The organism is Lentibacillus salicampi, from assembly GCF_004565465.1.
Classification (GTDB): domain Bacteria; phylum Bacillota; class Bacilli; order Bacillales; family Amphibacillaceae; genus Lentibacillus; species Lentibacillus salicampi.
The window spans coordinates 25252-41091 of record NZ_SRHY01000021.1 but is presented as its reverse complement, the minus strand read 5'-3'; the positions used below and the strand labels follow the sequence as shown (position 1 = coordinate 41091).

The 15840-nt window shown below is 45.0% G+C and carries 9 protein-coding genes; all 9 read right to left on the bottom strand.

Features of this window, described 5'->3' with window-relative positions:
* Window positions 1-4 precede the first annotated feature (4 nt).
* Window positions 5-913 (bottom strand): ROK family protein, encoded by a 909-nt coding sequence (locus E4U82_RS12145; protein WP_135110454.1) that lies wholly within the window; start codon window positions 911-913, stop codon window positions 5-7.
* Window positions 914-977: 64 nt separating this feature from the next.
* Window positions 978-2660: an FAD-binding protein gene (locus E4U82_RS12140; protein ID WP_245183572.1), complete on the bottom strand. Its 1683-nt coding sequence runs from the start codon at window positions 2658-2660 to the stop codon at window positions 978-980.
* Window positions 2661-2677: 17 nt separating this feature from the next.
* Entirely contained in the window at window positions 2678-4207 is a 1530-nt protein-coding gene (locus E4U82_RS12135) for a sodium:solute symporter family protein (RefSeq protein WP_135110452.1), read from the bottom strand.
* Window positions 4208-4439: 232 nt separating this feature from the next.
* A complete protein-coding gene (locus tag E4U82_RS12130; protein WP_135110451.1) occupies window positions 4440-5312 on the bottom strand; it encodes an N-acetylneuraminate lyase in 873 nt (290 codons plus the stop codon).
* Between the two features lie 4 nt (window positions 5313-5316).
* Window positions 5317-6021 (bottom strand): N-acetylmannosamine-6-phosphate 2-epimerase, encoded by a 705-nt coding sequence (locus tag E4U82_RS12125; protein WP_135110450.1) that lies wholly within the window; start codon window positions 6019-6021, stop codon window positions 5317-5319.
* A 366-nt stretch (window positions 6022-6387) separates the two neighbouring features.
* A complete protein-coding gene (locus tag E4U82_RS12120; protein WP_135110449.1) occupies window positions 6388-7791 on the bottom strand; it encodes an FIMAH domain-containing protein in 1404 nt (467 codons plus the stop codon).
* Window positions 7792-7832: 41 nt separating this feature from the next.
* Window positions 7833-9794, bottom strand: coding sequence for a gamma-glutamyltransferase (gene ggt / locus E4U82_RS12115; RefSeq protein WP_425339525.1), 1962 nt, complete (start codon window positions 9792-9794; stop codon window positions 7833-7835).
* A 375-nt stretch (window positions 9795-10169) separates the two neighbouring features.
* Window positions 10170-12701, bottom strand: a complete 2532-nt coding sequence (locus E4U82_RS12110; RefSeq protein ID WP_135110447.1) for an FIMAH domain-containing protein — start codon at window positions 12699-12701, stop codon at window positions 10170-10172.
* 137 nt (window positions 12702-12838) lie between these two features.
* Complete coding sequence (locus tag E4U82_RS12105; RefSeq protein WP_135110446.1) at window positions 12839-15742, bottom strand: M20/M25/M40 family metallo-hydrolase; 2904 nt, start codon at window positions 15740-15742, stop codon at window positions 12839-12841.
* Window positions 15743-15840 lie beyond the last annotated feature (98 nt).

Here is a 15840-nt window from a genome sequence, read left to right as displayed (position 1 = left end):
ATCATCACGCTCCTCCGCCACAGTTAATAAAATGTTTGGCCGCTCCAAGCAAATTAGCCTTATTACCATGTTGGGCTATCCGGATGTCCAGACTTGCTGCATGGTTTGGCATAATTTTCGTCGACAGCGATTCCTTAATCGGGGTCAACAGAAAATCCCCCTGCGCTGATATACCCCCGCCAATGACAATCAATTCCGGATTTAAAATATGTACGATAGATTTTAAACCCGTCGTCAGATTATCAATCCACCGATCATATAACGTAATCAATTCCTGATCACCGGCGCGCAATCGATCAAAGAAACCTTTCAATTCCATTTTATACCCTAATGTTGCAAAAATCATCTCCTGGAGTGCAGAACTTGACGCGTATTGTTCCAGACAGCCGCTATCACCGCATGTACATGCCTTTCCACCAGGGTATAAATTGATGTGACCGATCTCCCCGGCCGAAAAACGTGATCCAGTTAATAGTTGTCCATTTGTAAAAATCGCACCGCCGATTCCGGTTCCGATGGTGACACAGAGAAAGTCATCCGCACCCTTTGCGGCACCTTTCCAATACTCACCCAATGCCGTGCAATTCACATCGTTTTCCACTGTTACGTGCAATCCTGTGGCTTCCTGTACTGTTTTTTTAATCCGGACTCCCGTGTACCCGGGGATATTATCCGTGGCATGAACGACGACGCCCGCTTGGTTGTCGATCTGCCCTGCTGAACTGATGGCGATTCCGTCAAGATTCCATTCGTTCTGCAGTTCCCTGCTTTTGGCGATGACGTTCTGCATGATCGTCTCCCCACCGAAGTGTGCCTCTGATGGAAACGAATTATCCATTAGAACGTTGCCTGCTTCATTGACAACACCATATTTTATTGAGGTTCCGCCTATATCAAACGCAGCAATTAACATATACAGTCTCCTTCACTGTAAAAAGAGAAAAACCTGATCGTGGTTTTTCTCTTTCATATTTCATTCATTGATCTAAAAATGTATAGGAAGTTGTTTCATTCAGTTTTGAAATAAATAACCGCTTGTCATATGATGAATCCTCGACAGGGTAATCTTCTCTGTAATGCGCTCCCCGGCTTTCTTTTCTTTCCTGCATTGATTGAAGCAGAATCCGGGCCATCTTGATAAAATTCCTTCCCTTAATGGCAAGTTTACGTGATTGTTTGTGTTCAAGAAGCTCCGCAAATTTGAATCCAGATTCAAGCTCGCTTATCTGCTCCAGTGCTTCTTCCAGTCGTTCTCCGGAGCGTACAACATTCCCATGATACCACATGATTTCTTTAATCTGATCAATCATCTTATTTGCTGAAAGTTGATTTTCAGCAGATGAACCTGAATCCATCGACTTAGACAATCGTGCTAAGTGCTGCTCACCTTCTGCCTCACTTATCTTATAAACGTCAGCCGATTGCAGGTACTGTTCACAATCAAGGGCTGACCTTTTCCCGAACACCATGCAGGCACCAGTGGAATTGCCGCCAAGACGATTCGCCCCTTCTATATTTGAAGAGAGCTCTCCGATGGCATAAAGCCCAGCAATGCCTGTCCTCCCATTTTCATCGATGAATACACCGCCATTACTTGCATGAGCAAACGGGGCAATCTTCACTTCCTGTTCTGTTAAATGAACATTTTTCTCTTTTAGCCAATCGAGATAAACTTTATAAAATTCTTCCTCATTATCATAAAGGTCATCATCATACAGCAATGTAAAGCCATTTTCATCCTTGGTTTTTATAATATTTTCCATCATGGCAATATCAAAATACTTGGACTCAAGTGAATGAGTAAAAGGGCCATGTGTACTTCTTATTTCCAGGCATTCTTTCTTCGATACGTCTTCTGGAAGATACGGTTTAAGCAGGCTTTCCCCATGTTGATCAATGATATCCCGGCAATACATCAACGTATGCTCGCCGAAAAGTGTCTTATACCTTGGCGTCGTGATCCCGGGAATAAATTGGATAAACTCCATGTTCACTAAACTTGCACCGGCTTCCAATGCTAACATATGCCCGGAACCATCAACATCGGCAGGGTTCAGATTATGCTTATAGATGCTGCCAAAGCCGCCCGATGCCAATATCACTGCCTGGCATTCCACCAGTACGAATTCATTTTTGTCATCCAGCAAAATGGCACCTGCCATTTGGTTTCCTTTTTTTATTAACGAAACAACAACCGTTTTCTGCATCACATCTAAGTTGTCGTATTGATTAAATATGGCTGTAACATTTTTACGGATCTGATCCCAGTCACTCAACAGGTAAATATCCCGTGCGTGGTTGGCAAAACAAGCCTTTCTTTCTCCTTCCAGCTTTTTCGCTTGAACCCCTATATCCTTGTATTCCTTCACACGTTCTGGAATATCGTTCACATAGACTTCAGCAAGATCCTCGTTATGCATTCCACGGCTCAAGTCTTCTATATCTTCCAGGAAAACGTGCTTGTCATCTTCATTCTTCGTTACCTGTGTACCCAAAGAAGCTTTTAAAGGATAGAAGCTGGAGCCTGATGCCAGCTTCGTCTTTGTTACCATTAAAACGTCACGATTCATGCTTGCCAACTCTTTTGTTGCTTTAATCCCTGAAAGTCCGCTTCCAACTACTAAGACTTCAGTTGTAATCCTCCTGTTGATTTCCAACACAATCCCACCTAATAAGCTTATTGCGCGTCATAATTATCATCGGCATAACTTGATTTTTGATCATAGAAAGTCAATTCACGGCTCTGGTCTTCTGCTTTGCTTCTGCTGCTAAACAACAGACTGAATACATAACCGAATACGAGCGAATTTACCAAATTGATGATGGAGTATGCCCACAGTGAAATGTCCGTAAAATAAGACACATAGATGGCAATAATTGACGTCATCATAAAACCAATCATAGCACCTTTAGAATTGGCTTTTCGCGTCATCACACCCAGGGTAAATGTACCACCGACAATACCAAGAACAAGCCCCATCAGTCCATTGAACCATTCATAAGCAGAGCTGACTTCGGAATAAGCAAGAACAATCGCAAAAATAATCGAGAATATACCGACGAGTGTTGATACAAATTTTGCAATCCGTGTACTGCTTTCATCCGTTAAATCAGGTTTTATAATTTTTTGGATATCGAGTGTCCAGCTTGTTGCCACACTATTCAGACCAGTTGACAGTGTTGATTGTCCAGCTGCAAACAAGCCGGCAATCAATAAACCGGATATCCCGGCAGGAAGCTCACTGACAATAAAGTTCGCAAAAATCAAGTCTGAATTACCACTTGGGATATCACTGCCCATTTGTTGGGTGTAAAAGACGTATAGGGCCGTTCCAATAAAGAAGAACAACGTCGCTGTACCAAGTGAGAGTACCCCGTTTCCAATCGTCATTTTATTCATCTGTTTTAAGTCAGTCGTCGTTAAATAACGCTGTACCATATCCTGGCTGGATATATAAGAGAATGCAGTCGACAATCCGGCACCTAAAAAGATAATGAACAAACTGTCATTCACAAGGTTTGGATCGAAAAATACTTCCTCACTGAAAAATTTATTATGTTCGATACCTGTATTGAATACCTCAGGCACGCCGCCTTCAATTGAAAAGATGAGAACGATTAGAGCGAATATACCGCCTCCAATCAATACAACACCTTGAATAAAATCGGTCCAAAGTACAGATTTAATACCACCGACAGAAGAATAAATCGTTGCGATAACACCCATGAACAAAATGATGAATACGGCATTAATTCCCGTCACTGCGGAAAGAGCGATCGATGGCAGATACATAATAATCGACATTCTGCCTATTTGATAAATGATAAACAGAATGCTGGCCAACAGTCGCATCTTTTTATCAAACCGTCGTTCCAAGTACTCATATGCTGTGTCCAGGTTCAAATTTCGGTAAACCGGCAGGAAAAAGATGATGGCCACCGGAACAGAAATAAAGAGTCCCAATTGAGCTACCCATAATTGCCATGAATCCGAATAAGAGTTTCCGGCAAGTGATAGGAACGAAATTGGACTTAACATCGTCGCAAACAAGCTAACGGATGTCACCCACCATGGGATTTTTCCATCACCCTTAAAAAACTCTTTTCCTTTCATACCCTTTTTAGCAACGGCCATGCCGATATAGAGTATAAACAATAAATAGCCAATCAGAATAATATAATCAATCATCGCAAAACTGCCTGTCATATGCTTCTCCCCCCATTTATTAAAAGTCTTAAGCGTTTTCAATGTTTAGATAAAAGGTAACGCCACGAAATCCAATTGTCAAATTATATTATATATTGATTACGAACAATCATTTTATAAAATAGTGAAATAATATTCGGTAAATAACTTTCTCACTGAATATATATTGAAGAGTTATGCAGGCAGCTCGTCCCGTTTATTGAAAGCTATAAGGGACTGCTGCCTGTGGATGTTAAAATTTCAAATGTTTTTCGGCAATCTCTTTGGCTTTTTTGACACCCTCTGAGTTAAGTGATTTCATTGGTTTCCGGCAGTAGCCTGCATCAATGCCTTGATGCTTCAATATCTCCTTGATTGTTGGATAAAGGCCATTGTCCAGAATCTCAGCAATCAGATCATTTGTCGCTTTTTGTACATCACGTGCTTCATCAATCTGACCTTTCTGAGCAAGCTCAAAGATTTGTCTCGCTCTTTGGCCGTTGACATTAAAGGTGCTGCCAATTGCACCGTCAACATTTAACACACTTGCCGATAGTAGCATTTCATCAAAACCGGAATAAATTAACTTATCCGGGTATGCATGCCTGATTCGTTCCAGCAAAAAGAAATCGAGTGCTGTGAATTTCACACCAATCACTTTGTCGTTTTTAAAGAGTTCTCCAAATTGCTCCAAGTTCATGTTGACGCCTGTGAGCGCTGGAATGGAGTAGATGATTAAGTTATTATCAACGCTATCCAGAATCGTATTGTAGTAGTCTTTTATTTCATCAAAGTCAAACTTATAGTAAAACGGTGTCACAGCAGAAATGGCATTATAACCCAATTCGGTTGCATATTTTGCCAGTTCCACAGCCTCATCCAGATTCAAAGCCCCCACTTGAGCGATAAGCTTCACATCATCCCCTGCCTCATTTTTGACAATATCAAAAATCTGCTTCTTCTGTTCTTTGGAAATGAGGAAATTCTCCCCGGTACTGCCGTTTACGTACAAGCCATCAACTTGCTGGACATCAATATTCTGCCTGACAATCTCCCGCAGACCTTTTTCATTTATATTGCCACTTTCATCAAACGAACACATTAATGCTGTATATAAACCTTTCATTCTATCACCTTTCTCTCTTTGTTGAATTGTTATTAAAATCCCATACAGCCTGGCTGAACTTCTCCGTAATGATTTGCGGACGTGTGATGGCACTTCCAACAACGACGGTATGAGCTCCCAGCTGTAAGGCCTTATTCACTTTATCCGGCGAATCGAAATTACCCTCTGCAATCACCGGGACTGATAAGTACTCCATAAGTTCCGCCAACAAATTCATCGGTACCGTATCTTTTGAATAAGGTGTGTATCCTGCCAGCGTTGAAGCGACGATATCGACACCCGCCTTTTCAGCACCGATTGCTTCCTCCAATGTGGAAATATCCGCCATAAACAGCTGATCCGGATATTTATCCTTAATGTCGGAAAAGAACTCCCTGAAGCTTTTCCCATCGGGCCTCTCCTGCCCAGTGGCATCAAACGCGATAATATCCACACCTTCGCGATAAAGTTCCTCAACTTCATGAATCGTCGGCGTTATGAAAACACCGCTATTGGCGAAATCCTTTTTGATAATCCCAATAATGGGGAGAGCCACTTCTTGTTTTATCGCTCGGATGTCCTGTACGGTATTGGCACGGATCCCGGATGCACCACCCTGTTTCGCGGCCAAAGCCATTTTCGACATGATAAAAGGACTGTGAAGCGGCTCATCCTCCAACGCCTGGCATGACACAATCAGTTTCTGTCTGAGTTTCTCCAGTATGTCCATAAATAATCCCCTTGTTCCTGTAACTTCTTTAAAACGATTTCATTGATTGTAATGTAACAGATGTGACTTTTGGTTGTCAATGTTAATATTAATTTTGACAATTTACGATCATAAAACTCTTATCATTTTTATCTGCGAAGATACTGCTGCAATGGAGCTGCACGAGATTGCGTTGTTCTTACACAAGTTTTGGAGGTTGTTGCACGAGTTGGGATGATTCTCGCACGAGTTTGGGGCTCTGCCGCACGAGTTGCGGCGATTCCCGCACGAGTTTGGGGCTCTGCCGCACGAGTTGCGGCGATCCTCGCACGAGTTCAAAAAAACAGCCCCGCCTCTACAAAACGGGACTGTTTTTGAGCTTTTTTCTTAATACGCCTGCCACTTTCCAATTAAATAGTCAGCATCATCTGTAAGTCTGTCATACGCCTTTTCCGAAATCAATTCTTCTTCTTTCTGATGATCGAGCAGCGATTTAAAACTGTGCGTATGCTTCACCACTTTGTCAGCTTCTTTTTCTTGCGCATAATGACTTATCGCGTTCAAATGCATTGTTAAGGAATGAACAGCTTTGTCACCCTCAAATTCACCTTCTGTTGCAAAACGCTCAACTAGCGTTTCCATATCCGATACATTTGAAGTCCAATACTTAGGCAGTTTCAAGAAATCATTGCCGTTAAGGTTATCAATAGAGTTATTCGCCATACGGGTAACGATACCCCAGAGTCCGTTCTCCACACGGTCTATCAATTCCTGATCATAACCATATTCCGGTTGCTGTCCAGGCATTTCAAACAAGACAGTTGCGGTTCCATTTAAAGCAAAAGAAGATCTCGCCTGACCAGGCAAATCACGCTCTTCCGGATGTAAATAGCGGGCTACACCAGGTTCTTCATTATCCGAGAATTCTTTTACGCCAAGCGCAGCAGCCAATGCATAACGCCGGGACGCGTCTTGATCCAATTCCGACCATTCATCATACTTCGAGCTGTCTTCCGGTCCTAACGGAGGGTAGTCTATCGCTACAGTAACATCCTCACCAGTTTCATTGAGTTCAGGGGTTCCCATGTGGTGAAGATCTACAAATGCTTCAACCTTACCAAACTCAGCCCTTAAATCCAGGTACAATTCCCTGAGCATGCGTGATTCATTTGTCAAGAAAAACCCTGGATCAGCACCTGTTCCGGGCAGGTCTTCCAGAACTGGTTCGTAACTTAAATCAGGATTGAAGTCCCGGTTGATGTCAAAGCCACCGTTTCGTTCACTATAGTACCAGGCGGGTTCAGAGCCTTCGAGATTTGGGTAAGCAGCCATGACGTCATCCCATGGGAAGATGTTTTGCCGTTGAGTTATCTCGGCACCGTCAACGTTAAGACGCGGAACCGCAACTATCGTAACACCTTCCCGCACTTCTTGGACTAAAGAACTGTCACTAGTACCCAAAGTCCTTAGCATCTGCATTAAAGCCTCAGGGCCACTTTTCTCGTTTCCGTGTATGTTTCCATTAATCAGCAGCACTTCATCTCCCGTCCCGACACGGGCGGCATAAACTTCACGTTCCTGGCGCGATTGTCCTATGACGCTGACTTCCACTTTGCCTGAACTTTCTGCCTCAATTTGGTATAGATTTTCAACCAGTTCCTCATAGGACATAAAACTATCATCCGCACTCTCCCCATCTTGACTTGCCAAGCCAGTAAGCGGGCTTATGGTCAACAACATCAATAAAGTCGCCGCAAAAGGCAGGACCTTTTGCCATAAATTTTTATCCATAATAGCCTCCTTATTCCTTGAATTCTACTCAACCTCAAAATCTACTCCCATTCATCCAGTAGATTATCGGATGCTGCTATCAACTCGTCATAAGCCTCCTCTGAAATCAAACCACTATCCCACTGATAATCAAGCAAGGTCTTAAACCCATTCAAATGCTTCACCGCTTTGTCCACGGCTCCTGTACTTTCATAATGAACAAGCGCCTCCAAGTGAATGTCAGCTTGCCGCGCCGCACTTTTATCATTAAATTCACCGTCATTAGCCAACTCATCGACAAGATATTGCAGATACCCAACTGTTGATTCATCCGGCGGCAAATCATCGGCTGAAATACCGATTGCTTTGCCTTCTCTGGTTGAATCAGCGGCGCCAAAATACGTTCCGCTTTCTGAATTAATCATTAAACTGTTGACGTTGCCGATTTCGCCAGGTGATGACTCCCATTCATGCCCCATTGCTTCCAGCTGTGCCCGTACATCTGAAGGGATGCCGGACTCCCAGCGGATACCTGGATAGTCGTTACTATAGATCCTTGGTTCTTCAATGGCATCCTTAAGTTCCATATCGTATCCGATCACATTGACAATGGTTTGCAATACGGACGTGATAATGGTTGTGCCGCCCGGGGAGCCGACTGTCATAAACGGTTTGCCTTCCTGTAAAACAATTGTCGGGGTCATGCTGCTTAATGGCCGTTTGTTCGGCTCAACTTGGTTGGCGCCGCCGGGAACAGCATCAAAGTCCGTGAGTTCATTGTTCAGCATAACGCCATAGCCCGGCACCATGATCCCTGATCCAAATACTTGTTCAATTGTTGTGGTGTATGACACAAGATTGCCTTCACTGTCTGCAACGGTAAAATGCGTTGTTTCACCGTCTGTTTTGTCGTTAACTTTTTCACTTATTTCAGAAGGCTCGCCTTCCTGGTAGTCCCACGGGTTCCCAGGCTGAACGTTGTCATTTGCCTGCTCAGGATTAATTAATCCAACCCTTTCTTCAATATAGTCCGGGTGGAGCAGTCCTTCAGCAGGAACATCCACAAATTCCGGATCGCCCATATAAGCGCCCCTGTCTGCATAGGCCAGATGCATTACTTCAGCCATATGGTGGTATTTTTCAGCTGATTGAACATCATATTGTGTCAGGTCCAACTCTTCAAACATGTCGAGCATTTGCAGCATGGTCAGGCCGCCTGAACTTGGCGGGGCCATCGATGCAATATCATATCCCTTGTAATCGCCCCATACCGGTTCCTCATGTGTTACATCATAATTGCTCAGGTCTTCAGGTGTCATACTGCTGTCCCGCTTCCCAACTTCTTCGGCAAGCGCTTCGCCGATTTCACCATTGTAGAAAGCATCCGTACCCTTTTCGGCAATCAGCCTGAACGTCTTAGCCAAATCTTCCTGGACGAGCAGCTCGCCTTCTTCAAGCGGGTCGCCATCAGGCAGGAAAACCTCTTTTGCCGCTGTATTGGACAATTTTTCTTCATTGCTGGCTATGGCGTTGGCAAGTACCCAATTCACTTTGACGCCTTCTTCAGCCATTTCGATGGACGGTTCCAGCAGTTCCGCCATTGATTTTGTTCCCCATTGATCAAGAGCGGTTTCAAGCCCTTTCAGCGTACCCGGCACACCAACAGACTTTCCGCTGCGGACCCGTTCCTGAAACGGCATGGGATCACCGTCTTCTTCCAGAAACATATCAGGTGTAGCACCAGCCGGGGCGCGCTCCCTGCTGTTCACGACCGACACATCTTCCGTATCGGCGTCATAATACATCAGAAAACCACCGCCGCCGATACCGGACATCATGGGTTCATTGACATTCAGGGCAAACTGAATGGCGACAGCCGCATCAATCGCATTGCCTCCATTTTTTAACACGTCTGCCCCAACTTCAGATGCCAATGGATGTGCGGTTACAACCATCCCATAATCGCCTTCTGCCGTCTGCTCATCCTTTATGCCCTGTGCGCTGGCAGTTAAGCTGGTCGGCATAAAGACATGAAGCAGAAGCAGCAGCGACATGACAATCGACAACCATGTAAATCTGTTGTGTTTCACGCTCATTTCCCCTTTCTGTAGTGTTGTTTATATCTTGCGGCCATGAAATCTATCAACCTCCTTTTTTATAGAAAAAAGCCCTTGCAGCGGGCGGTTGTCCCGCCGCAAATCAGGCTTTTCTTGAGGTTGTTCAAAAAGTCCGGTGAAAATGACACATCGAATTTCTTCGTTAGCTTGCTTTTCCGCCGCTCATGTATCTAAATGCATACATTCCGCTGCTCAAAGCTGCGCTGCCTCGAAATTCTCGGTCCTTTTCATCCTCCGTTTTGAACTCGCATTTCTGGGTGCAATCACTATTAATTTGGAAAACTACTGCCACTTTTCCAGCAAAGCATCTGCATCGTTAGTGAGAATGTTAAATGCTTTTTCAGAAATCAAATTATTTTCCTGATGGTGGGTGAGCAAATTTTTAAACCCTTCAGTATGTTTGATGACTTTTTCCGCTGCTTCCTGTTGTGCATAATGGCTGAGTGCTGTCAAATGGACACTTAATGCGCGGGCGGCATTTGCATCCGCAAACTCCCCGTCATTTTCATAGCGTTCAACCCGTTCTTTCATACCGGCGGCAGTCGTCAGAATCGTTTCCTCATCCGGATAAATCGCATTGGAAAGCAGTCTGTACAAGTATTTCGGGTGGGCTCTAAATCCCGCTTCCAATCCCAGCAGTGTGACATTTTGATGGATGCCTTTCAAGATGACAGGCTGACCCTGTGCTACATCAGCGTTTTTCCAAAAACCGGCTTTAAAAAAGTCCTCGTCGGCAAAAGACGCTGCGACTCTATCATTTTCGATATCCGTATACCAGACAGGATTGTAGACAAAGCCGATATCCTTTTCAGCGTATCCGGCAGCTAATGATGTATCGTTGTAGTTCACATTGACGACGCCATTACTGTTCCGTGTGCCGGTATTAATGCTGGCATCCGTTAACCCAAGCTCAGCCGCTCTGTTGGATGCCCCCGCACCAATCGCAATGTATTTCCCGCCGTCATCTATAAATTTATAGATGTTTTGTTTGTATGCATCATTGTCATCGATGCCGGGACCGTCTGCTACCAGGACATCGTAACTATTAAGACCATTATCCGAAATCGCCTGTGGTTCGATCTCGTCCACCTCAAACCCAAGCTGCTCAAGAGCTGTCCTAACGCCGTGCTGACCACCATCTTTCAATACAGCGACATCGACATGATCAAGCTCGGCTGCATCTTCAGGTATTGGGGCAGTTTTCACAGTAATGCCGGATTCTTCAACAGCCTGTTGCAAAACATCTCCGTTGCTGCTTTCCACATAGTAATGGCCGTTTTCACCTTTATAAACTGAAAAATCGTTCTGAATCAGTTCGTTAACCAGTGCCACAGCAGCAACCGAACTGTTCGTTATTTCATACGGGCCTTCTCCGGTCAATTCGCCTTCTATATCGAGCGGTTCGGCATCCTCGGCCTGGACCTCAATAAACGAATCAGCCGGGATGGCAGCAAATCCCCATAGCTCCGGCAAATTCCATGCTGAAATATCATACATGGCACTTGCCTGATCGCTGATATCCTTGCCGTCCCACAGCAGCGTATTCGCTAAGCCGGCTTTGGGCTGATCCATTGGAACAAAATATGTCCCTTCATCATATTGTTCGCCGCCAACCGTAAATGGCGCTTCTGCTTTTTCTACTTCGACATCATGTCTGAGAAGATTGTTAACAGCCTTTTCGGTTGCAGTAGGATCTGTTTCATCAACTGGGAGCACATATGCTTTCGGGAAAAATCCATCTTCATGTTCGGGATGATCAAATTGGATTCCGCGCCTGAAGATTTCCAGCTGATTTTCGGTCATCTCGATTTTGTTGTCCGATGCAAATTCCAGCGCGCCCATCACGGAATCATAGTGCCACTTGACACCATCCATACTGTTTGTCGGTGTTTCCAGTGTGTGACCATATGCACCATGATACATCGCATACATTGGTGTGAAGATCGGCGGGTAATCATCCCAGCCATCCTCGGTGTCACGATACGGAATATGCGTACCTTCCATATTTTGATACAGTTCAGTTTCATAATCTTGTCTATTTGAAACGATTTCTTCTTCCATCGCTTCAGCCTGATCAAGGGCGTAATCAAGATACAGGTTATGTTCATAATTTGGGTTGTGCGGTCCGGTCGTCGGTTCGATCAGGCCAAGTTGTTCCTCCGACCGCATCACGAAACCATGCAAATCAAGAAAAACCATCGGATTCCATTCAGTAATCAAATCAACATTGACAGCCGATTCCGGTTGTGCCAGTGTGACGTGGTCCCGGTTGAGATCAAACCCTTCCCCGTTTGCCCTTGTTCCTAAAATACGGCCATCAGGGTTATTGACAACATTGAAAATCAGTATATTGTTATCGAGAATTTGCTCCGTTGTGTCATCAGTGTCATAGGCAAACCGGTCAATCAGCTGCAATACAGCATCCGTACCGGGATATTCATCCCCGTGGATGGAGCCGTTCACCATAAACGGCACTTTAAAGTCAGGATTGTCTTCAATAAATTCTTTGGCCTCTACCGGATTGTCTTCCATCTCTTCACGCATTGCTTTAATTTGTTCAAGGTCGTCTCCCGGCTCGGAAATGACAACACTGTACAGGTCATGTCCCAGCGCCGATTGGCCAATGACCTCAAGTGATACACGATCACTTTGTTCCTCATGTTGTTCAAGGATAGGGTAAATATCTTCATATGGAACCGGATTGTAAGGTGTCTCTTCTGCCTGAACGGTTCCTGCTGCAGGCATCATAGCTGAGACAGCGAGCATGAATGCAAATAATATTGTATACAGAAATTGTTTTCTTATGGCGTACATGAGTTTTCTCCTTTCTCTCTCAAGTTGGGTATGGTTGCGCATTGTAGATTAAAATCTATTAATCTGTCATTTTTACGGTAAAGAAACAGCCGCTCTTGCGGTTATTCCAATCCATAAGAACGGCTGCGTGTTTTACATTAACTGGCGATATCTTCTGTCTGCTGCTCTTGCTCAAGTGCCATATCTGAAACAGCGGAATCAATCAGGTCGCCAACCATTTGAATTTTTTCAGGACTTACCCGGTCAATGGTGTCTCCCGGTGAATGATACCATGGTGCGATACCTGCTTGACCCGGTTCGGTTCCGGGTTCCATCCAGATAAACAATGCGGCGTCGATACCTTCTTGATGGAACCAGACGTGGTCAGATCTGCCCAATTGGTGAAGTGTCAGCCGATCATCATCAAGCCCCAACTTTTCGGCGGCTGAATCAACAGACGACCATACGGCATTCGATTCACCATCAACCGTAGTAACATGGAGCTGTGAACCCGGCTCCCATGCCGTTCCAACCATGTCCAAGTTGAAATTGGCGGCGCTTCTATCAATCTCGTCATCTGATAACTGACTGACATAGTATTGAGAACCCAATAGACCAGCCTCTTCTGCACCAAAGAAAACGAAACGGATTTCTTTGTTCGCAGGCTTACCTTTCATGATTTTTGCCAATTCAAGAAGAGAAGCTGTTCCTGAGCCATTATCATTCGCTCCAGGAGAACCGGGCACACTGTCGTAATGTGCGGTAGCATATACAATCTCAGGATTCTCAACACCCTCGGCTTCTTTGACAGCCATCACGTTTTGTGACTGTTCGCCGCCGGGGATGTCAAATGTTTGTGTGGCAGCACTGTAGCCCATCTTGTCGAGCTCACCTTTAATATACTCAGAAGCTTCTTGTTCGGCGTCACTGCCGGGAGGACGCGGGCCAATGCCCACACTTAAATGCTCAATATCAGCCATCACCTGCTCTGAATTGAAGGCAAATGCTTCCCACTTTTCAATGAGTGTATCAGCCTGTGATTGAAGCAGATTATGAGCCTCAGCAGAAATGAGCTCATTGGTTTGCTGATGATCCAGCAAAGCTTTGAAGCCTTGCATGTGCTTAATGACCTTTTCCTCAATTTCCTGTCCTTCATAATGGCTGACAGCGTCCAGGTGGCGTTTCAACGCTCGCGGTGCCATTTCGCCTGCAAATGCACCTTCATCTTCTAAGTGCTCAACAAGCGCCTTGATATCTTCTGCGCTTTCTGGCGGGTCCGCTTCTTCTTCGTAATTTTTGCCATGGCCAAATTCATAGTGGCCGTCAATGGTTACTGGAAGCTTTCCACCCGGATTTGCGCCAAAAATGACATCAACCGCAGCTTCCCAAGAGACCGGCACGGCTGACCCCCATCGTTCAATCGCATACGTCGCGATGTGTGCATCCACATCAGGGTATGCTTTAATGTCATATGGAAGGCCTAAAGAAACCGACGCGACCGGTTTTTCCGTTTCGCCAAGAGCTTTAACCAATTGGCTTTGTCCTTCAGGGAGTTCACTTGCTGAAAATGTCGGCACAATAATGCGGTCTGCTTGTTCAGCCTGCTGAACAGCATCAGCAATGTCGCTGTCAGAAGGATCTTCAGGTGTTACATAATGTTCAACTTCGCCGTTCGTTTTCGCCTGAACAGCATTTGCGATATCTTCAATGTAATAACTTTGGTTGTAAATCTCTGGACCAACAACCAACGTCGATTCATTGGATTCAGAATCAAAAGGGAGTGTATCGTCATTTTTCACGAGTGTCACCGAGTCCTGTGCCATACTTTCCGCCAGTTCCTTATGGGATTCGGTATTCACGACATTGGTCGCTTCTTCCGGCTCAACATAACGATGATTAGACAGTCCGTATCGCACTTTTGTTGCCAAAATGCGATTGAGTGATTCGTCAACACGCTCCTGTGACAGTTCACCAGATTCATAGGCTGCGAGCAGCGTATCAAATGTTTCCTTTTGTTCATCCAATGAGCCGGTAGCCATGACAATATCAGCACCCGCTTGAATGGTCATCACGGCTGCTTCCCCTGCACCCCAATTGTCTTTGATGGCTTGCATCGACATGGCATCGGTCACAATCAGACCATCAAAGCCCATATCTTCACGAAGCAATCCGGTCAGAACGTCTTCTGACAATGTGGCCGGAAGCTCCGGGTCAATCGCTTCGATGATGACATGCGAGGTCATGATTGATTCTGCTCCGGCATCAATCGCTGCCTGGAATGGCGGAAGATGAACCTCTTCAAGTGTTTCCCGGTCATAGGTGACGGCAGGAAGATCGAGATGTGAATCTCCACTCGTATCCCCATGACCCGGAAAGTGCTTTGGCGTCGATAATACGCCGTTTTCCTGATAACCTTCCACTTGCGCAACCGTCATGTCGGAAACAAGCTCAGTGTTTTCGCCGAATGACCTGACACCAATTACTGGGTTATTCGGATTGGTGTTCACATCAGCAAGTGGAGAATAGTTCCAGTTAAAGCCAGTCGCTTTCATTTCCTCCGCCGCGACGCTCGCCATAGCTTTGGCAGCCTCTAAATCCCTTGTTGCGGCTATCCCCATTTGGCGGGGGAATGCGGTGGCATCTGTCACATGCTGGTTGACACCATATTCAAGGTCAGCCGTTGAAAATAACGGGATACCCATAGATGTCTCCTCGGCCCATTCCTGAAGCTGATTATTGTATTCAGCTGTAGTCCTGGCATCACGATTTCCATAAATAATGACAGATCCAGCCTTATAGTCTTGAATTAGCTCTTTGGTATCTTCATTCGGCATGTTCTGATCGTTGTCATGCGTTGATGGCATGACAAGCTGTCCGATTTTTTCTTCAGGGGTCATTTGTGCGATCGTTTGTTGAACCTTCTGCCGATCCGCATCATTCAAGGGATCAGCAGAATTCTGGTCCTTTTGGGACAGAGGTATTTCCGCAAAGGCTGACATTGGTATTGTCAGGAAAAGAACGAACACGAACATGTAACTTAACCGTCTGATCCATTTCGTCATTTCACCTTCTCCTCTCCTAGCGAATCTTTTTTTTATCTCTTATCTTAAATTTCTACCATCTGATAAAATCCTTGATCGTAAATCGTACCTTTTTGACC